This window comes from Streptomyces sp. SYP-A7185 (genome assembly GCF_046103685.1).
Classification (GTDB): domain Bacteria; phylum Actinomycetota; class Actinomycetes; order Streptomycetales; family Streptomycetaceae; genus Streptomyces.
Genome location: NZ_CP122310.1, coordinates 2,655,758 through 2,674,835 on the forward strand (window position 1 = coordinate 2,655,758; position 19,078 = coordinate 2,674,835).

A 19,078-nucleotide genomic window follows, 5' to 3' on the forward strand; every position below is an offset into this window, starting at 1 on the left:
CATGGACATCGACTGGGCAGCCCTCGGCTCCGTCTTCGGAGTCAGCCTCGCGGTGACGGTGGCCCTGGTGGGCCTCTTCACCCTCGGCATCATCGGCCTCTCCAAGCACGAGGCGGCCACGTCCGGCGCCACCACCTCCGGGGGCGGCTCCGCGGCGGCGGCACGCACCGGCGCGTACGCCTGCTTCGCCCTGTGCGCGGCAGCCGTTGCCTACGGGATCTACCTGATCGTCGCCTGACGACCGGAACTTCGGGTGGGGTGCGGGACGCTTCGGCGGCCCGCACCCCACCTTTCTCTGTGGGCCTCCGCACACTCTCCCGTCCCAGGTCAACGGCAAGTTGACGGGCGTTCGTGGGCGTGGTGGACTGCCGGAGCCATTACGGCAGCAGGAGAGGAAGCCGGTGTGAATCCGGCGCGGTCCCGCCACTGTCATCGAGGAGCTGACTCCTCGGGAGCCAGGAACTCTCGCCGCCGATCACGTCGAACCAGGGCGCGGACACCCTGAGTGAGGACATATCGCCATGCGCGGCCGCCCGTTGCCGGACCCGTTCCCGAGCGTCAGCTCACGTCGCGGCACAGCGACCGGCTGAAGCCATGCGTGCCGATCGCGACTTCGCGTACGGCGCCGCCGCCGGCCTCCTCGGTGATCTGTTCCTCGGCGACCCTCGCCGCGGGCATCCGGTCGCCACGTTCGGGCGGGCCGCCGCTGCCGTCGAGCGTGTGCTGTGGCGCGACCACCGCGGGTGGGGCGCCCTGCACGCCGTGGTGTGCGCCGGGGGCGCGGCCGCCGCCGCGGCCGCCGTCTCCTCTCTCGTACGTGACTCACGTGCCGCCTCCCTCGCGCTGACCGCCGCCACCACCTGGGCCGTGGTCGGCGGGACCTCCCTGGGGCGGGAGGCGCGGGCCGTCGGCGGTGCGCTCGCCGCCGGGGACATCGAGGTGGCCCGCGAGCGGCTGCCGCATCTGTGCGGGCGCGACCCGCAGGCGCTGGACCGCGACGGCATCGCGCGGGCCGTGGTCGAGTCCGTCGCCGAGAACACCTCCGACGCCGTGGTCGGCGCGCTGGTGTGGGGCGCCCTGGGCGGTGTGCCCGGGCTCGTCGCCTTCCGGGCCGTGAACACGCTCGACGCCATGGTCGGGCACAAGTCCGTGAAGTACCGCCGCTACGGCTGGGCTTCCGCGCGGCTCGACGACGTCATGGGCTGGCCCGGAGCGCGACTCACCGCCGTCCTCGCGGTCGCCGCCGGGGACCGCCCGCGGGATGCCGTCCGCGCCTGGCGGGACGACGCCGACCGGCATCCGAGCCCCAACGCCGGGCCCGTCGAGGCCGCCTTCGCGGGGGCGTTGGGCGTACGGCTCGGGGGGACGCTCTCGTACGCGGGGCGCGTCGAGCACCGGCCCGTCCTGAACGGGGAAGGCCGGGGCGTCGAGGTCGCCGACATCGAGCGGGCCGTGAAGCTGTCGCGGCGGGTGGGGCTGCTGGCCCTCGGCGTCGCGGCGGCCGTGAGCACACTACGGAAAGGCAGGACCTCATGAGCGGTGGACTGCTCGTCGCCGGGACGACGTCCGACGCCGGGAAGAGCGTCGTCACCGCCGGCATCTGCCGGTGGCTGGCCCGCAAGGGGGTCTCCGTCGCGCCCTTCAAGGCACAGAACATGTCCCTCAACTCCTTCGTCACGCGCGAGGGCGCCGAGATCGGGCGGGCCCAGGCCATGCAGGCGCAGGCCGCCCGGGTCGAGCCGAGCGCGCTGATGAACCCCGTGCTGCTCAAGCCGGGCAGCGACCGCAGCAGCCAGGTCGTCCTCATGGGCAAGCCCGTGGGAGAGATGAGCGCCCGCGGCTACCACGGCGGGCGGCAGGAAGCGCTGCTGTCCACCGTCGTGGGATGCCTGGAGGAACTTCGGGGCAGCTATGACGCCGTGATCTGCGAAGGCGCGGGCAGCCCCGCCGAGATCAACCTGCGCCGCACCGACATCGTGAACATGGGGATCGCGCGGGCCGCCCGCTTCCCCGTGGTCGTGGTGGGAGACATCGACCGCGGAGGCGTCTTCGCCTCCTTCTTCGGGACCACCGCCCTGCTGAGCGCCGAGGACCAGGGCCTGGTCGCCGGGTACCTCGTCAACAAGTTCCGGGGCGACGTCTCGCTGCTCGAACCGGGGCTCGACATGCTCCACGAGCTCACCGGGCGGCGCACGTTCGGCGTGCTGCCGTTCCGGCACGGCCTCGGCATCGACGAGGAGGACGGCCTGCGCGTCTCCCTGCGGGGCGCCGTGCGGGAGTCCGTCGTCGCTCCCCCGGTCGGCGCCGACGTGCTGCGGGTCGCCGTCTGCGCCGTACCGCTGATGTCGAACTTCACCGACGTGGACGCCCTGGCCGCCGAACCCGGTGTCGTCGTGCGGTTCATGGACCGGGCCGAGGAACTCGTCGACGCCGATCTCGTGATCGTGCCGGGGACGCGCGGCACGGTCCGCGCCCTGGAGTGGCTGCGCGAGCGCGGCCTGGCGGACGCGATCGCGCGACGCGCCGCCGAGGGGCGTCCCGTCCTCGGGATCTGCGGCGGGTTCCAGCTGCTCGGCGAGCACATCGAGGACGACGTCGAGTCGCGGGCGGGGGCCGTGGACGGGCTCGGGCTGCTGCCCGTGCGCGTGCGGTTCGAACGGGAGAAGACCCTCGCCCGACCGGTCGGCGAGGCCCTCGGCGCACCCGTCGAGGGGTACGAGATCCACCACGGCGTCGCCGAAGTCCTGGGCGGGGAGGCGTTCATCTCCGATGACAAGGGATACAGCCTGGACGGCTGCCGCGTGGGCGAGGTGTGGGGCACGCACTGGCACGGCGCGCTGGAGTCCGACGCGTTCCGGCGGCGCTTCCTCACCGAGGTGGCCCGCGCCGCCGGGCGCCGCTTCGTGCCCGCGCCCGACACCAGCTTCGGCGCACTGCGCGAGGAGCAGCTCGACCTGCTCGGCGACCTGATCGAAGAGCACGCGGACACGGACGCGCTGCTCGGCCTGATCGAGACCGGCGCACCCGCCGGCCTCCCCTTCATCGCACCGGGGGCACCCTCATGACCGTCCTGCTTCTGTCCACCGCCGACACGGACCTCCTTGCCGCCCGTGCCTCCGGCGCCCCCTACCGCATCGGCAACCCGACCCGGGTCGACGTCCAGGCCGAGCTGCCCGCGCTGATCGAGGGCGCGGACGTCGCCGTCGTACGCCTGCTCGGCGGCAAGCGGGCGTGGGAGGACGGGCTCGCGGCGCTGAAGGCCGCCGGGATCCCGACGGTGCTGCTGGGCGGCGAGGCCGTGCCGGACGCCGAGCTGATGGCCGAGTCGACCGTGCACGCGGGGTCGGTGGCGGAAGCCCTGCGGTATCTCGTCGAGGGCGGCGCGGAGAACCTGCGGGAGCTGGTGCGCTTCCTCCAGGAGGACGTCCTCGCGGCGGGGCGCGCCCGCTCCGGCGAGGCGCACGAGCGGCGGAGCGCCGAGCCGCGGACGATGCCCGAGTACGGGGTGCACGGCACGCGCGCGTACGTCGAGGGGCGGCCGACGGTCGGCGTGCTCTTCTACCGGGCGCACCACCTCTCGGGGAACACCGGCTTCGTCGACACGCTGTGCGACGCGATCGAGGCGCGGGGCGCCAACGCCCTGGCCGTGTACTGCGGTTCGCTGCGCGGGGCGGACGCGGGCCTGTACGAGCTCCTGGGCCGCGCGGACGCCCTGGTGGCCACCGTCCTGGCGGCGGGCGGCACGCACGCGTCGGGCGCGAGCGCGGGCGGCGACGAGGAGGCCTGGGACATCGGCGCGCTCGCCGACCTCGACATCCCCGTCCTGCAAGGGCTGTGCCTGACCTCCTCGCGTGCCACGTGGGAGGCGTCGGACGCCGCGCTGTCCCCCATGGACGCGGCCATGCAGGTGGCGATCCCCGAGTTCGACGGCCGGATCATCACCGTGCCGTTCTCCTTCAAGGAGCAGGGTCCCGACGACGTACCCGTGTACGTCGCCGACCCCGAGCGCGCCGGCCGCGTGGCCGGGATCGCCCTGCGCCACGCCCGGTTGAAGCACAAGCCGAACGCCGAGAAGAAGCTCGCCCTGGTCTTCACCGCGTACCCGACCAAGCACTCGCGCGTCGGCAACGCGGTCGGCCTGGACACCCCCGCCTCCGCGGTGCGGGTGCTCGACTCCCTGCGCGATGCCGGGTACGCCGTCGAGGGCCACCCCGACAACGGCGACGAGCTGATCCACCGGCTCATCAACGCCGGTGGCCACGACGTCGAGTGGCTCACCGAGGAGCAGCTGGCCGCCGCGCCCGCGCGCGTGCCGCTCGCGGACTACCGGGCGTGGTTCGAGAAGCTGGCCCCGGAGCTGCGCGACGGGATGCTGGAGGCGTGGGGCGAGCCGCCCGGCAACCTGTACGTGGACGGCGACGACATCGTGCTCGCCTCCCTCCAGTTCGGGAACGTCGTCGTGATGATCCAGCCGCCGCGCGGCTTCGGCGAGAACCCGATCGCGATCTACCACGACCCCGACATGCCGCCCTCGCACCACTACATGGCGGCCTACCGCTGGCTCGAACTGTCCTTCGGCGCCGACGCGATCGTCCACATGGGCAAGCACGGCACGATGGAGTGGCTGCCCGGCAAGGGCCTCGGCCTGAGCGGGAGCTGCGCCCCGGACGCCGTCCTCGGCGAGCTGCCGCTGATCTACCCGTTCATCGTGAACGACCCCGGCGAGGGCACCCAGGCCAAGCGGCGCGGGCACGCGACCGTGGTGGACCACCTGGTGCCGCCGATGGCGCGCGCCGACACGTACGGCGATCTGGCGAAGCTGGAGCAGCTCCTGGACGAGTACGCGCTCGTCAGCGACCTGGACCCGACGAAGGCCCCGGCCGTGCGGGCGCAGATCTGGACGCTGGTGAAGGCCGCCGAGCTCCACCACGACCTGCACGTCGACGAGCAGCCCGACGACGGCGAGTTCGACGAGTTCGTCATGCACATCGACGGCTATCTGTGCGAGATCAAGGACGTGCAGATCCGCGACGGCCTGCACGTCCTGGGCGGCGGCCCCGAGGGCGAGGCCCGCGTCAACCTGGTCCTGGCCGTGCTGCGGGCCTCGCAGGTGTGGGGCGGCCAGGCGAACGCCCTGCCGGGTCTGCGGGCCTGCCTCGCCGATCACTTCGGGCTCAGCGAGAAGGAGCTGCTCGCCGAGCCGGGCGCCGCGGTGAAGGTCGCCGACGGCCTGACCTCGCTGGTCGACGGGCCCGCGCGGAGCGGCGCGGACGCCCTGGACCTCCTGGAGCAGCTGTGCCGACGCCTGGCCGAGGGCATGGAGGAGCGCGGCTGGGAGCTGGCGGCCGTGCGGGAGCTGGTGCGGGACGTGGTCGGCGTGGAACTGCCGCCCGCGGTCGCGGTGCTGGGCTTCGCGTGCGAGGAGGTCGTGCCCCGGCTCGCGCGGACGACCGACGAGATCGGGCACATCCTGCGGGCGCTCGACGGCGGATACGTCCCGGCCGGTCCGTCCGGATCGCCCACGCGCGGCCTGGTGAACGTGCTGCCGACCGGCCGCAACTTCTACTCCGTCGACCCCAAGGCGATCCCCTCGCGCCTGTCCTGGGAGGTCGGCCAGTCGCTCGCCGACTCGCTGATCGCCCGCTACCTGGCGGACACCGGTGACTACCCGAAGTCGGTCGGCCTGACCGTGTGGGGCACGTCGGCCATGCGGACGCAGGGCGACGACATCGCGGAGATCCTGGCGCTGCTCGGCTGCCGTCCCGTGTGGGACGACGCGTCGCGGCGCGTGACCGGGTTCGAGATCGTGCCGGCAAAGGAGCTGGGACGGCCGCGCATCGATGTGACGGTCCGCATCTCCGGCTTCTTCCGTGACGCGTTCCCGCACGTCATCGGTTTGATCGACGACGCCGTGCGGGCCGTGGCGGAACTGGACGAGGCCCCGGAGACCAACTACGTGCGGGCGCACTCCGACGAGGACACCGCCGAGCACGGCGACCGGCGCCGGGCCACATCGCGGATCTTCGGCTCCAAGCCCGGGGCCTACGGCGCGGGCCTGCTCCCGCTGATCGACGCGCGGAACTGGCGCAGCGACGCCGACCTCGCCGAGGTGTACGCGGTGTGGGGCGGCTACGCCTACGGCCGCGGCCTCGACGGCAAGGCCGCGCGCGGCGACATGGAGACCGCGTTCCGGCGGATCGCCGTGGCCGCGAAGAACGTCGACACCCGGGAACACGACCTGGTGGACGCCGACGACTACTTCCAGTACCACGGCGGCATGGTCGCCATGGTGCGGCACCTGACGGGTGAGTCCCCCGAGGCGTACGTGGGCGACTCCGCCACGCCCGACCAGGTCAAGACGCGCACCCTGGGCGAGGAGACCCACCGCGTCTTCCGGGCCCGCGTGGTCAACCCGCGCTGGATGGCGGCGATGCGGCGCCACGGCTACAAGGGGGCCTTCGAGATGGCCGCCACGGTCGACTACCTCTTCGGGTACGACGCGACCGCGGGCGTGGTCGACGACTGGATGTACGAGAAGCTCTCCGCGGAGTACGTCTTCGACCCCGAGAACCGGGAGTTCATGCAGAAGTCCAACCCCTGGGCGCTGCGCGGGATCTCCGAGCGGCTCCTGGAGGCGGCCGAGCGCGGTCTGTGGGCCGAGCCGGACGCGGCGACGCTGGAGCGGCTCCGGGCCACCTACCTGGAGCTGGAGGGCGAGCTGGAGGGGGACGGGTGAGGCCCGCCGTTTCCCGCCCTGTCCCGGATCACGCAATGGAGGCCTTGTGACCACCCCCTATCCGTTCACCGCCCTCGTCGGTCAGGACGACCTGCGGCTCGCCCTGCTGCTCAACGCGGTGTCGCCCGCCGTCGGCGGCGTCCTCGTCCGCGGCGAGAAGGGCACCGCCAAGTCGACCGCCGTGCGGGCCCTCTCCGCCCTGCTGCCGCAGGTGCCCGTCGTCGCCGGGTGCCGGTTCTCCTGTGATCCGGCCGCTCCCGACCCCGCCTGCCCGGACGGCCCGCACGACGCCGCCGGGGCGTCGGTGCGGGACGCGCGGATGGTCGAACTGCCCGTCGGCGCCTCCGAGGACCGCCTCGTCGGGGCGCTCGACATCGAGAGGGCGCTCGCCGAGGGCGTCAAGGCCTTCGAGCCGGGGCTGCTCGCCGACGCCCACCGCGGCATCCTCTACGTCGACGAGGTGAACCTGCTCCACGACCACCTGGTCGACCTGCTGCTGGACGCCGCCGCCATGGGCGCCTCGTACGTCGAGCGCGAGGGCGTGTCCGTGCGGCACGCCGCGCGGTTCCTGCTCGTGGGCACCATGAACCCCGAAGAGGGCGAACTGCGCCCGCAGTTGCTCGACCGCTTCGGCCTCACCGTGGAGGTCGCCGCCTCGCGCGAGACCGACCAGCGCGTCGAGGTCGTGCGGCGGCGGCTCGCCTACGACGACGACGCGGAGGGGTTCGCCGCGCGCTGGCACGACGAGGAGTCCGCGCTGCGGACCCGCATCGTCGCGGCCCGGGCGCTGCTCCCCCAGGTGCGGCTCGGCGACGGGGCGCTGCGGCAGATCGCGGCCACCTGCGCGGCCTTCGAGGTCGACGGGATGCGGGCCGACATCGTGATGGCGCGGACGGCGACGGCGCTGGCGGCCTGGGCGGGGCGCACCGACGTCCTCGCCGAGGACGTGCGGCAGGCCGCGCTGCTCGCGCTTCCGCACCGGCGCCGCCGCAATCCCTTCGACGCGCCGGGCCTCGACGAGGACAAGCTCGACGACACGCTGGAGCAGTCCGCCGGTGACGACGAGGGCGACGGCGGGGACGACGACCCGGACGGCGGCGGCCCCGGCGGGGGCGGCGGACAGCCGCCCCAGGACGGGCCCGACAGCCCGGAAGGCACCCCGGAGAACACCCCCGAGGCGTCCGACGCCCCGGCCGGGGACGGCGAGGCCGGGCAGGACTCCGGGAACGAGGACTCCTCCCCCGCGCGGGCGCCGGCCGCCGGTGGCGGGGAGCAGCAGGCCGTACGGGCCGCCGAGCCGTTCCGCACGAAGATGCTGAGCGTGCCCGGCCTCGGCGAGGGCGCCGCGGGGCGCCGCTCGCGGGCGCGGACCGAGCACGGGCGGACCACCGGGGCCCGGCGGCCCCAGGGGGCGCTCACCAAGCTGCACCTGGCGGCGACCGTGCAGGCGGCGGCCCCGCACCAGCGGGCGCGCGGGCGCTCGGGGCGCGGTCTCGTGGTGCGGCGGGACGATCTGCGGCAGGCGACGCGGGAGGGGCGCGAGGGCAACCTCGTGCTGTTCGTCGTGGACGCCTCGGGGTCGATGGCCGCGCGGCAGCGGATGAGCGCGGTGAAGGGCGCGGTGCTGTCACTGCTGCTCGACGCCTACCAGCGGCGGGACAAGGTCGGCCTGGTCACCTTCCGGGGGGCCGACGCCGACGTGGCGCTGCCGCCCACCTCGTCGGTCGACGCGGCCGCCGCGCGCCTGGAGACGCTGCCCACGGGTGGGCGTACGCCGGTCGCGGCCGGGCTGCTCAAGGCGCACGAGGTGCTGCGGGTGGAGCGGATGCGGGATCCGGCGCGGCGGCCGCTGGTCGTGGTCGTGACGGACGGCCGGGCCACGGGCGGTGTGGAGCCGGTGGCCAGGGCGGGGCGCGCGGCGCGGCTGTTCGCGGCGGCGCAGATCGCCTCGGTGGTCGTGGACTGCGAGTCGGGGCCGGTGCGGCTCGGGCTGGCGGGGCAGCTCGCGGGTGAGCTCGGCGGGACCGCCGTGACGCTGGACGAGCTGCGGGCGGAGTCCATCGCGGGGCTCGTCAAGGATGTGCAGGGAACTCGTACGAGGAGCGTGGCCTGATGCCTCAGGGGCAGCCGAGCGTGGTGCCGGACGACGGGCTGACCACGCGTCAGCGGCGCAACCGTCCGCTGGTGATCGTGCACACCGGGATCGGCAAGGGGAAGTCCACCGCGGCCTTCGGGCTCGCGCTGCGGGCCTGGAATCAGGGGTGGCCCATCGGGGTCTTCCAGTTCGTGAAGTCGGCGAAGTGGAAGGTCGGCGAGGAGAACGCCCTGAAGGTCCTCGGGGCCTCCGGCGAGGGCGGGTCCGTCGACTGGCACAAGATGGGCGAGGGCTGGTCGTGGATCCAGCGCGCGCCCGCCGAAGGCGAGCAGAGCAACGAGGACAAGGCCCGCGAGGGCTGGGAGCAGGTCAAGCGCGACCTCGCCGCCGAGACGTACCAGCTGTACGTCCTCGACGAGTTCGCCTACCCCCTGCACTGGGGATGGATCGACACGGACGAGGTCGTCGAGACGCTCCGGACGCGGCCCGGCAACCAGCACGTGATCATCACGGGGCGCAACGCGCCCGAGGCCCTGGTCGGGTTCGCCGACCTCGTCACCGACATGTCCAAGGTCAAGCATCCGATGGACGCCGGGCAGAAGGGCCAGAGGGGCATCGAGTGGTAGCTCGGCTTGTGGTCGCCGCGCCGTCTTCCGGAAGCGGGAAGACGACCGTCGCCACGGGGTTGATGGCCGCGTTCGCCGCGGCCGGGCTCGCCGTGTCCCCGCACAAGGTGGGGCCCGACTACATCGACCCCGGGTACCACGCACTGGCCACGGGCCGCCCCGGGCGGAACCTCGACGCGTACCTGTGCGGGCCCGGCATGGTGGCGCCGCTGTTCGCCCACGGGTCGCGCGGGTGCGACCTCGCGGTGGTCGAGGGCGTGATGGGGCTGTACGACGGCGCTTCCGGGCAGGGTGAACTCGCCTCGACCGCGCAGGTGTCGAAGCTGCTGCGGGCGCCGGTCGTCCTGGTCGTCGACGCGTCCTCGCAGTCCCGGTCGGTCGCCGCGCTCGTGCACGGCTTCGCGTCCTGGGACCCGGAGGTGCGGATCGGGGGCGTGATCCTCAACAAGGTGGGCTCCGCGCGCCACGAGCAGCTGCTGCGGGAGGCCCTGGACGAGTCCGGGGTGCCGGTGCTGGGGGCGCTGGGACGGGCTCCGCAGGTGCGGGCGCCCTCGCGGCACCTGGGGCTCGTGCCGGTGGCCGAGCGGCGTGCCGAAGCCGTGGAGTCGGTGGCGGCGCTGGCCGCGCAGGTGCGGGAGGGGTGCGATCTCGACGGGCTGCTCGCCCTGGCCCGCAGCGCTCCCGAGCTGAGCGGCGAGGCATGGGACCCGGGGGCCGCCCGGGATGCGGGCGCCGCCCGGGATGCGGGTGCCGCCTTCGGCGCGGGCAGGCCCGTGGTCGCCGTCGCCGGCGGGGCCGCGTTCTCCTTCTCCTACGCCGAGCACACCGAGCTGCTCGCCGCCGCGGGGGCCGACGTCGTCACGTTCGATCCGCTGCACGACGAGGAACTGCCGCCGGGCACCGCCGGGCTGGTCATCGGGGGCGGCTTCCCCGAGGTGTACGCGCCGGAGCTCTCCGCCAACGAGCCGCTGCGCAAGGCCGTCGCCGAACTGGCCCTGCGCGGGGCGCCGGTGGCCGCCGAGTGCGCCGGGCTGCTCTATCTGGCCCGGGAGCTGGACGGGAAGCCGATGTGCGGGGTGCTCGACGCGCACGCCCGCATGTCCGAGCGGCTGACCCTCGGCTACCGCGAGGCCGTGGCCGTGTCCGACAGCGCGCTCGCGGAGACCGGGACCCGCGTCCGCGGGCACGAGTTCCACCGCACGGTCGTCGAACCGGGCGCGGGGGCGGCTCCCGCCTGGGGGCTGCACGCCCCCGAACGGCGCGTCGAAGGCTTCGTACAACAGGGTGTGCACGCGAGTTACCTGCACACGCATTGGGCCGCCGAACCCGGTATCGCCCGTCGGTTCGCAGAGAGGTGCAGAGCATGAGCAGCAAGCTGATCGGTGTGGGGGTCGGTCCCGGAGACCCCGAGCTCGTCACCGTCAAGGGCGTCAACGCCCTGCGTGCCGCGGCCGTCGTCGTCGTGCCCGTCATGGCCGCGGCCGACGGGACGGACGGCGGGGAGCCGGGCCGGGCCGAGGCGACCGTGCTGCATTACGCCCCCGGGGACAAGATCGTGCGCGTGGTGTTCGCGCTCAACGAGCGCAGCGACCGCGGGCGCCGCGAGGCCGCCTGGGACGCCGCCGGTGAGCGCGTCGCCGCCCTGCTGCGGGAGCACGGCTCGGTGGCGTTCGCGACGATCGGCGACCCCAACGTGTACTCGACGTTCACCTATCTCGCGCAGACCATCGCGGAGCTGGTGCCCGGCGTCGAGGTGGAGACCGTGCCCGGCATCACCGCCATGCAGGACCTCGCCGCGCGCAGCGGCGCCGTCCTCACCGAGGGCACCGAGCCGCTGACGCTGGTGCCGGTGACCGCGGGCGCCGCCGCGCTCAAGGACGCCCTCGCGGGTCCGGGCACGGTCGTGGCGTACAAGTTCGGGCGGCTCGCCCACGAGGTGGCCGCCGCGCTGCGCGAGACCGGGCGGACCGAGGACGCCGTGTGGGGCTCGGCCCTGGGGCTGCCCGAGGAGTCCATCCGGGGTGCCGCGGAGCTCGGCGACGGCCCGCTGCCCTATCTGTCCACCCTCATCGCTCCCCCGCGGCGCGAAGGCGGCCGGGGCGGGAAACTGTGAGCTCGGCGCCCGCCGCGGCCTCACTCCGCGATGCCCACCACCAGCCAGATGAACGCCGCTCCCGCCACCGTGCACAGGAGCGTCGAGCGGGCCGGGTGCTCGTGGTGCGCCTCGGGCAGGATCTCCGCGGCGGCCAGGTAGAGCAGCGCGCCGCCGAAGAAGCCGAGATATCCGCCGAGCAGTTGCTCCGGAATGGTGAACAGGAGCGTCGACGCGGCGCCCGCCACGGGGGCCACCGCGTCCGCGAAGAGCATCGCCAGGGCCTTGCGGCGGGCGTTCCCGTACAGGCTCGTGATCGTGTACGTGTTGAAGCCGTCCGCGAAGTCGTGGGCGACGACCGCGAGGGCGACGGCGGCTCCCATGCCGCCGCCCACCTGGAACGCGGCGCCGATCGCGACGCCGTCCATGGCGCTGTGCCCGACCATCGCGCCGGCCGCCGTCAGGCCCACCTGGGGCACGCGGCCGTCCGTGTGCTCGTCCGCCCCGTGCCCGGCGTGCCGGCCCGCGAGGAGGCGCTCCACGAGGTGCGCGGCGAGGAAGCCCGCGACGAACAGGAGCAGGGCCGCCGGCACGCCGAAGACCGGGTCGCCGGCGGCGTCCAGCGCCTCCGGCAGGAGGTCGAGGCCGACCACGCCGAGCATCAGCCCGCCCGCGAGGCCGAGGACGAGGTGGCGCCGGTCAGTGACCCGTTGGGCCGTCCAGCCGCCCACCAGGGTCATCACGAAAGCGCCGAGCGCCACGAACACCGCCATGCGCCCTTGCTAGCCGATTGACCCCCTGCCCCGCACATCCACATCCGTCCGCGGGGCGGAACCCCATCCGAATGCTGTCCGTTCACGAGAGGAACCCCACCCATGGCCGACGCCGAAGCCACCACCGGCAAGGTGACCTTTGTCGGGGCAGGGCCCGGCGCCGCCGACCTGCTCACCTTCCGCGCCGCGCGAGCGATCGCCGACGCCGATGTCGTCATCTGGGCGGCGAGCCTCGTCCAGGCGGAAGTACTCGAACACGCACGCGAAGGCGCAGAGATCCTCGATTCGGCGACGATGTCCCTCGAAGAGGTGGTCGCCGTGTACGAGCGGGCCGTCACCGAGGGCCTGAAGGTCGCCCGCATCCACTCCGGCGACCCCGCCCTGTGGGGCGGCACGCAGGAGCAGGTCGACCGGTGCGCCGAGCTCGGCGTGGCGACCGAGATCGTGCCCGGCGTCTCGTCGTTCTCGGCGGTCGCCGCGATCGCGCAACGGGAGCTGACGATCCCCGAGGTCGCGCAGTCCGTCATCCTCACCCGGCTCGGCGGCGGCAAGACGCCGATGCCGCCCGGCGAGGAGGTGCGGGAGTTCGCGCGGCACGGCACGACGATGGCGCTGTTCCTCTCGACGGCGCGCAGCGGGCAGCTGGTGCGGGAGCTCCTGGAGGGCGGCTACCCGACGACCACGCCCGTGGTCATCGCGTACCAGGCGACGTGGCCCGAGGAGCTCGTGCTGCACTGCACCATCGAGACCCTGGAGGAGACGGTCAAGGAGCACAAGCTCTGGAAGCACACCCTCTTCCTGGTCGGCCCCGCCCTCGCCTCGCACGGCACCCGCTCGCACCTGTACCACCCGGGCCACTTCCACGGCTTCCGCAAGGCCGACCCGCAGGCGCGGGCCGCGCTACGCGCCGAGAAGGCCACTTCATGATCACTGTCTTCGGTACGGGGACGGGGGCGCCGCTCGACGCCGCCGCCCTCGAAGCGGTGCGCGCCGCGGGGCTCGTGGTCGGCGCCCGGCGGCACATCGACGCCGCCGCGCCGCCGCCGGGGACGGCCCGGGTGGTGATGGGGCCGCTCGCCCCTGCCCTGGACGCCATCGAGGAGCAGCTGGCCAAGGCCGACGGAGCGGCACCGGGCGCGGTGGACGGCGGCGTGGTCGTGCTCGCCTCCGGGGACCCCGGGTTCTTCGGGATCGTGCGGGCGCTCGCCGAGCGGTTCGGGCCCGCCGCGCTGGACGTCAGGCCCGGCGTCTCGTCCGTCGCCACCGCCTTCGCGCGCGCCGGTCTCCCGTGGGACGACGCCGTGGTGGTGAGCGCGCACGGACGCGCGCTGCGCACCGCCGTGAACGTCTGCCGCACCCACCCCAAGGTCGCCGTCCTGACCGGCCCGGGCAGCGGCCCCGCCGAACTCGGCGCCGAGCTGGGCCGCCGCACCGAAAACCGCGTCCTCGTCGTCGCCTCCGCCCTGGGCGACCCGGAGCACGAGCGCGTCGAGCGGGTCACGCCGGCCGAGGCCGCGGCCCGTGACTGGGGCGGCGCGGTGAGCGTCGTCCTGTGCCTGGACGAGGAGCGGGTTCTCGCGCCCGTGCGGACCGTCGCCGGGCCGCGGCTCTCGCCCGACCGGTGGGCCCTGGACGAGGACGAGTTCACCCACCGCGACTCGATGATCACCAAGTTCGAGGTGCGGGCCCTGGCCCTGGCCCGGCTCGGGCCGCGCCCGGGCGACCTGGTGTGGGACATCGGCGCGGGCTCCGGTTCGGTCGCCGTGGAGTGCGCGCGCTTCGGCGCGGCCGTCGTGGCCGTGGAGAAGACCGCCGACGGGGTCGAGCGGGTGCGCGCCAACGCCGCCGCGCACGGCGTCGACGTCCGCGCCGTGCACGGGGCCGCGCCCACCGTCCTGTCCGATCTCTCGGACCCGGACGCCGTGTTCGTCGGGGGCGGCGGCCGAGAGCTGCCCGCCATCGTGACCGCGTGCGCCCGGCGGGCGCCGCGGACCGTCGTGGTGGCCATGGCGGCGATCGACCGGGTGCCGGCGGTCCGAGCCGCGCTGACCGGCGCCGGGTACGCCTGCGACGGCGTACTGCTCCAGTCGTCGCGGCTCGCGCCGCTGCCCGGTGAGGTGTCGCGGCTCGCCGCGGCCAATCCCGTCTTCCTGGTGTGGGGCACCCGCCCCGCGTCTTCCTTGTCTGAAGGAGTAGTTCAGTGATCGGCCTGATCTCCGCCACCGCGGCGGGCGGCGCGGCACGCGACCGCCTCGCCGCGACGTGGTCCTCGCGGACGCGGGTGTACGAGGGTCCCGTGCGGGAGGCCTTGGAGCGGGCCTTCGCCGAGTGCGAGCAGGTGGTCTGCTTCCTCGCCACCGGCGCGGTGGTGCGCCTCGCCGCGCCGCTCCTGCGCGGCAAGGACGTCGACCCCGGTGTCGTGTGCGTCGACGAGGCGGGGCGGTTCGCCGTCGCGCTGCTCGGCGGGCACGAAGGGGGCGCCAACGCCCTGGCCCGCGAGGTGGGCGACGTCCTGGGGGCCACGCCCGTCGTGACGACGGCGACCGACGCCGTGGACGTGCCGGGGCTCGACACGCTCGGGCTTCCGGTCGAGGGGGACGTCGCCGGGGTGACCCGCGCGATCCTGGACGGCGAACCGGTGTCCCTGGACGCGGAGTGGGCCCACCCGCTGCCCGCGCTGCCGTCCAACGTCACGCCGGGGCAGGCACGGCCGGTCGTGCGCGTGACGGACCGGGTGCTGGCGCTCGGCCCTGGCGAGGCCGTGCTGCGGCCCGGTTCGCTCACCGTGGGCGTCGGCGCCAGCAAGGGCGCGCCCACCGAGGAGGTCCTCGGGCTCGTCGAGGACGCCCTGCGGGACGCGGGCCTGTCCCCCGCGTCCGTCGCCGCCCTCGCGACCGTCGACGCGAAGGCCGAGGAGCCCGGCATCGTCGGGGCGGCGGCCCGGCTCGGGGTGCCCCTGGTGACCTACGCGGCCGACGAGCTGGCCGGCGTCGAGGTGCCCAACCCCTCCGACGCGCCGCTGGCCGCCGTCGGCACGCCCTCCGTGGCGGAGGCCGCTGCCCTGCGCGGCGGCGGTGAACTCCTCGTGCCCAAGCGGAAGTCGGCGCCCGAGGGCCGCGCGCCCATGGCGACCTGCGCGATCGTGCGCCGTGCGCCGCGCGGGCGGCTCGCCGTGGTCGGGCTCGGCCCCGGCGCGCGCGACCTGCTGACGCCGCGCGCCCGTGAGGAGCTGCGCAGGGCCTCGGTCCTGGTCGGCCTGGACCAGTACGTCGACCAGATCCGCGATCTGCTCAGGCCCGGCACCAAGGTCGTCGAGTCCGGTCTGGGCGCCGAGGAGGAACGTGCCCGCACGGCGGTCGCCGAGGCCCAGAAGGGTCAGGCGGTCGCGTTGATCGGGTCCGGTGACGCGGGCGTGTACGCGATGGCCTCGCCCGCGCTCGCCGAGGCGAGCGACGACATCGACGTCGTCGGCGTGCCCGGCGTGACGGCCGCGCTCGCCGCCGCGGCGATCCTGGGCGCGCCGCTCGGCCACGACCACGTGTCCATCAGCCTGTCCGACCTGCACACGCCGTGGGAGGTCATCGAGCGCCGGGTGCGCGCGGCGGCCGAGGCGGACATCATCGTGACCTTCTACAACCCGCGCAGCCGGGGCCGCGACTGGCAGCTGCCGAAGGCCCTGTCGATCCTGGCCGGGCACCGGGAGCCCACGACCCCGGTGGGGGTCGTGCGCAACGCGTCCCGCCCGGACGAGTCGGCGCGCCTGAGCACGATCGGCGCACTCGACCCGGCGACGGTCGACATGATGACGGTCGTGACCGTCGGCAACACCGCGACCCGCGCGATAGCGGGCCGCATGGTGACCCCGCGCGGCTACCGCTGGCAGCACGCGGACCCCTCGGCTCAGGCGGACCACCAGGACCAGGCCGACCAGGCGGAGGTGTCCCGATGACCCGTGTCGTCCACCCCATCGAGCAGGAGTCGTTCCGGCGGCTGCGGTCTCGCCTGGACACCTCGCACTTCGCGCCCCTGACCCGCGCGGTCGTGGAGCGCGTCATCCACTCCGCCGCCGACCTGGAGTACGCCACGGACCTCGTCACCGACGAGGACGCCCTGGTGGCCGCCCACGCGGCGCTGCACGCGGGCGCGCCCGTCGTCGCCGACGTGGAGATGGTCGCCGCGGGCATCACCAAGCGGCGGACGGTCTGCCGCCTCAAGGACGCGCAGGCCGGTCCCGGCCTGACGCGTTCGGCCCACGCGATCCGCCTCGCGTACGAGGAAGTGGGCCCCGGAGCGCTCTGGGTGATCGGCTGCGCGCCGACCGCCCTGGAGGAGCTGCTCGTGCTCGACGCCGCGCCCGCCCTGGTGATCGGCCTGCCGGTCGGCTTCGTGGGGGCGGCGGAGTCCAAGGCGGCGCTGCGCGAGAGCGGTCTTCCCGCCGTCAGCAACGTGTCGGAGAAGGGCGGTTCCGCGGTGGCCGCGGCGGCGTTGAACGCGCTGCTGTACCACCCCGCCCCGCAGGCCGACGTGAACGAAACCACAACCGAAGCACCCAAGGAGTCCCAGTGACCACCCCGCCCGCACTGCTCATCGCCGGACACGGCACCCGTGACGAGGCCGGGGCGGCCGCCTTCCGGGACTTCGTGCAGGAGCTCGCCCGCCGCAACCCCGAACTCGCGGTCGCCGGCGGCTTCATCGAGCTGTCGCCGCCGCCGCTGGGCGACGCGGTGACCGACCTCGTGGAGCGGGGCGTCAAACGCTTCGCCGCCGTCCCGCTGATGCTGGTGTCCGCCGGGCACGCCAAGGGGGACATTCCCGCGGCGCTCACCCGCGAGAAGGAGCGCCACCCCGGCATCTCGTACACCTACGGCCGCCCGCTGGGCCCGCACCCCTCGCTCCTGAAGGTCCTCGACCGCCGCCTGGACGAGGCGCTCGGCGGCACCGCCCGCACGCCCGAGGACCGCGCGGACGTCACGGTGCTGCTCGTGGGCCGCGGTTCGACCGACCCGGACGCCAACGCCGAGGTGCTCAAGGCGGCGCGGCTGCTGTGGGAGGGGCGCGGTTACGCGGGCGTGGAGACGGCGTTCGTGTCCCTCGCGGCGCCGGACGTGCCCTCGGGTCTGGACCGCTGCGTGCGGCTCGGCGCCCGGCGGATCGTGGTCCTGCCGTACTTCCTCTTCACGGGCATCCTGCCGGACCGCGTGCGCCAGCAGACGGACGGCTGGGCCGCGGCCCACCCCGACGTCGAGGTGCGCTCGGCGGACGTGATCGGCCCCGAGGAGGAGCTGCTCGACCTCGTCATGGAGCGCTACCGCGAGGCGGTCAAGGGCGATCTGCGGATGAACTGCGACTCCTGCGTCTACCGCATCGCGCTGCCCGGCTTCGAGGACAAGGTGGGGGCGCCGCAGCAGCCGCACTTCCACCCGGACGACGACGGGGACCACGCGCACGGCCATGGCCACGGGCACGGCCACCACCACGGGTCCCATGCGCACTCCCACTGAGACCGGGACCTCCGGGGCCCCGGGGACACCTGGGCGCCCCGAGGCCTTCGGGGCCGCCGGGCACGACGGCGAACCGGACCTGCGGCATCACGGGGATGCCGAGGTGCGGGGCGCCGACGGCCTCACCGACCTCGCGGTGAACGTCCGCGCGGACACCCCGCCCGCCTGGCTGAAGCGGCATCTCGTCGCCTCGCTGGACGGCCTGGCCGCCTACCCGGACGGCCGGGCGGCACGGGCTGCGGTGGCGCGACGGCACGGCGTTTTGCCGGACCGGGTGCTGCTCACGTCGGGCGCGGCCGAGGCGTTCGTGCTCCTGGCCCGCGCCCTGAAGGTGCGTCACCCGGTGGTGGTGCACCCGCAGTTCACCGAGCCGGAGGCCGCGCTGCGGGACGCCGGGCATGCGGTGGGGCGGGTGCTGCTCCGGGAGGAGGACGGTTTCCGCCTCGCCGGCGCGCGCGTGCCCGAGGACGCCGACCTGGTGGTGATCGGCAACCCGACCAACCCGACGTCGGTCCTGCACCCGGCGGCCTCGATCACCGCACTCGCCCGCCCCGGCCGGGTGCTGGTGGTGGACGAGGCGTTCATGGACGCGGTGCCGGGTGAGCGGGAGGCGCTGGCGGGCCGTACGGACGTGCCGGGTCTGGTGGTGCTGCGCAGCCTCACCAAGACGTGGGGCCTCGCGGGGCTGCGGATCGGTTATGTCCTGTCCGACTCCGGGACGATCGCCGCGCTTTCGCGGGCGCAGCCGCTCTGGCCCGTCTCCTCTCCGGCGCTGGCGGCGGCGGAGGCGTGCGTGGGGCCCGCGGCGCTGGAGGAGGCGGCGGCCGCCGCGCTGCGGGTGGCCGCCGACCGGGCCCATCTCCTGGCCGGATTGCGGGAGTTCACTCCCTGCGGGGTCCGGGCCGTGGAGCCCGCGGAGGGCCCCTTCGTCCTGCTCCGGGCCCCCGAGGCCCCGGCGCTGCGCGCCCGCCTCCGGGAGCGGGGGTTCGCCCTGCGGCGGGGGGACACGTTCCCCGGCCTCGGGGCGGAGTGGTTGCGGGTGGCGGTGCGGGACCGGGGGACGACGGACCGGCTGCTCGGGGCGTTGCGGGAGGAGCTGGGGGGCTGAGGTTCTTCTCTCTCCCCGGCCCCGCCCCTTCCCGGAAACCCGCTCTGGCGCGGGGGCCTTGCACGCCGCCCGTCGCCGGCTGCGCCGAGCCCGTCCTCAAACGCCGGACGGGCCGAGAACCCCCGGGCCGGGGGCTCGGGGAGAGCC

At 74.8% G+C, this 19,078-nt stretch carries 15 protein-coding genes and 1 riboswitch; of the genes, 14 read left to right on the forward strand and 1 reads right to left on the reverse strand.

Annotated features, from left to right (window positions below):
- Position 1 precedes the first annotated feature (1 nt).
- The 8 genes from QBL25_RS11670 (at position 2) to cobI (ending at position 11,570) form a co-directional block, all read left to right on the forward strand.
- Positions 2-238 carry a hypothetical protein gene (locus QBL25_RS11670; protein ID WP_409056956.1) on the forward strand — a complete coding sequence of 79 codons (237 nt, stop codon included), beginning with the start codon at positions 2-4 and terminating at the stop codon, positions 236-238.
- A 106-nt stretch (positions 239-344) separates the two neighbouring features.
- A riboswitch (cobalamin riboswitch) is annotated at positions 345-488 on the forward strand.
- Positions 489-594: 106 nt separating this feature from the next.
- The gene (locus tag QBL25_RS11675; protein WP_409056957.1) at positions 595-1,536 is read left to right on the forward strand and encodes a cobalamin biosynthesis protein; all 942 of its coding nucleotides are present in this window, start codon (positions 595-597) and stop codon (positions 1,534-1,536) included.
- Complete coding sequence (locus QBL25_RS11680) at positions 1,533-3,065, forward strand: cobyric acid synthase (protein ID WP_409056958.1); 1,533 nt, start codon at positions 1,533-1,535, stop codon at positions 3,063-3,065. Before QBL25_RS11675 ends, QBL25_RS11680 begins: the two co-directional genes overlap by 4 nt.
- Positions 3,062-6,736 (forward strand): cobaltochelatase subunit CobN, encoded by a 3,675-nt coding sequence (gene cobN, locus QBL25_RS11685; RefSeq protein ID WP_409056959.1) that lies wholly within the window; start codon positions 3,062-3,064, stop codon positions 6,734-6,736. The genes QBL25_RS11680 and cobN overlap by 4 nt, the downstream gene beginning before the upstream one ends.
- A gap of 46 nt (positions 6,737-6,782) precedes the next feature.
- Positions 6,783-8,849, forward strand: coding sequence for a putative cobaltochelatase (locus QBL25_RS11690; protein WP_409056960.1), 2,067 nt, complete (start codon positions 6,783-6,785; stop codon positions 8,847-8,849).
- Positions 8,849-9,457 carry a cob(I)yrinic acid a,c-diamide adenosyltransferase gene (cobO, locus tag QBL25_RS11695; protein WP_409056961.1) on the forward strand — a complete coding sequence of 203 codons (609 nt, stop codon included), beginning with the start codon at positions 8,849-8,851 and terminating at the stop codon, positions 9,455-9,457. Before QBL25_RS11690 ends, cobO begins: the two co-directional genes overlap by 1 nt.
- Positions 9,451-10,824, forward strand: a complete 1,374-nt coding sequence (locus QBL25_RS11700) for a cobyrinate a,c-diamide synthase (protein ID WP_409056962.1) — start codon at positions 9,451-9,453, stop codon at positions 10,822-10,824. The genes cobO and QBL25_RS11700 overlap by 7 nt, the downstream gene beginning before the upstream one ends.
- Positions 10,821-11,570, forward strand: coding sequence for a precorrin-2 C(20)-methyltransferase (cobI, locus tag QBL25_RS11705; RefSeq protein ID WP_409056963.1), 750 nt, complete (start codon positions 10,821-10,823; stop codon positions 11,568-11,570). Before QBL25_RS11700 ends, cobI begins: the two co-directional genes overlap by 4 nt.
- Positions 11,571-11,590: 20 nt before the next feature.
- Here cobI and QBL25_RS11710 read toward each other — a convergent pair whose 3' ends face one another.
- On the reverse strand, positions 11,591-12,322 hold the full coding sequence (locus QBL25_RS11710; RefSeq protein WP_409056964.1) for a ZIP family metal transporter: 732 nt from the start codon (positions 12,320-12,322) through the stop codon (positions 11,591-11,593).
- A 102-nt stretch (positions 12,323-12,424) separates the two neighbouring features.
- On the opposite strand from QBL25_RS11710, the gene cobM reads away from it, so the two are divergent.
- From cobM to cobC, 6 genes are read left to right on the forward strand one after another with little or no spacing between them, the layout of a single operon-like run.
- The gene (cobM, locus tag QBL25_RS11715) at positions 12,425-13,249 is read left to right on the forward strand and encodes a precorrin-4 C(11)-methyltransferase (protein ID WP_409056965.1); all 825 of its coding nucleotides are present in this window, start codon (positions 12,425-12,427) and stop codon (positions 13,247-13,249) included.
- On the forward strand, positions 13,246-14,526 hold the full coding sequence (gene cbiE / locus QBL25_RS11720) for a precorrin-6y C5,15-methyltransferase (decarboxylating) subunit CbiE (RefSeq protein ID WP_409056966.1): 1,281 nt from the start codon (positions 13,246-13,248) through the stop codon (positions 14,524-14,526). Before cobM ends, cbiE begins: the two co-directional genes overlap by 4 nt.
- Entirely contained in the window at positions 14,523-16,271 is a 1,749-nt protein-coding gene (cobJ, locus tag QBL25_RS11725; RefSeq protein WP_409056967.1) for a precorrin-3B C(17)-methyltransferase, read from the forward strand. The genes cbiE and cobJ overlap by 4 nt, the downstream gene beginning before the upstream one ends.
- Positions 16,268-16,888, forward strand: coding sequence for a precorrin-8X methylmutase (locus QBL25_RS11730; RefSeq protein ID WP_409056968.1), 621 nt, complete (start codon positions 16,268-16,270; stop codon positions 16,886-16,888). Before cobJ ends, QBL25_RS11730 begins: the two co-directional genes overlap by 4 nt.
- Positions 16,885-17,823, forward strand: coding sequence for a sirohydrochlorin chelatase (locus tag QBL25_RS11735; RefSeq protein ID WP_409056969.1), 939 nt, complete (start codon positions 16,885-16,887; stop codon positions 17,821-17,823). The genes QBL25_RS11730 and QBL25_RS11735 overlap by 4 nt, the downstream gene beginning before the upstream one ends.
- Positions 17,807-18,931, forward strand: coding sequence for an Rv2231c family pyridoxal phosphate-dependent protein CobC (gene cobC, locus QBL25_RS11740; protein ID WP_409056970.1), 1,125 nt, complete (start codon positions 17,807-17,809; stop codon positions 18,929-18,931). The genes QBL25_RS11735 and cobC overlap by 17 nt, the downstream gene beginning before the upstream one ends.
- Positions 18,932-19,078 lie beyond the last annotated feature (147 nt).

Excerpts from the sequence above, each read along its gene's own strand:
- QBL25_RS11670 (WP_409056956.1), top strand. The coding sequence starts at position 2 with ATGGACATCGACTGGGCAGCCCTCGGCTCCGTCTTCGGAGTCAGCCTC.
- QBL25_RS11675 (WP_409056957.1), top strand. The coding sequence starts at position 595 with ATGCGTGCCGATCGCGACTTCGCGTACGGCGCCGCCGCCGGCCTCCTC.
- QBL25_RS11680 (WP_409056958.1), top strand. The coding sequence starts at position 1,533 with ATGAGCGGTGGACTGCTCGTCGCCGGGACGACGTCCGACGCCGGGAAG.
- cobN (WP_409056959.1), top strand. The coding sequence starts at position 3,062 with ATGACCGTCCTGCTTCTGTCCACCGCCGACACGGACCTCCTTGCCGCC.
- cobO (WP_409056961.1), top strand. The coding sequence starts at position 8,849 with ATGCCTCAGGGGCAGCCGAGCGTGGTGCCGGACGACGGGCTGACCACG.
- cobI (WP_409056963.1), top strand. The coding sequence starts at position 10,821 with ATGAGCAGCAAGCTGATCGGTGTGGGGGTCGGTCCCGGAGACCCCGAG.
- QBL25_RS11710 (WP_409056964.1), bottom strand. The coding sequence starts at position 12,322 with ATGGCGGTGTTCGTGGCGCTCGGCGCTTTCGTGATGACCCTGGTGGGC.
- cobM (WP_409056965.1), top strand. The coding sequence starts at position 12,425 with ATGGCCGACGCCGAAGCCACCACCGGCAAGGTGACCTTTGTCGGGGCA.
- cbiE (WP_409056966.1), top strand. The coding sequence starts at position 13,246 with ATGATCACTGTCTTCGGTACGGGGACGGGGGCGCCGCTCGACGCCGCC.
- QBL25_RS11730 (WP_409056968.1), top strand. The coding sequence starts at position 16,268 with ATGACCCGTGTCGTCCACCCCATCGAGCAGGAGTCGTTCCGGCGGCTG.
- cobC (WP_409056970.1), top strand. The coding sequence starts at position 17,807 with ATGCGCACTCCCACTGAGACCGGGACCTCCGGGGCCCCGGGGACACCT.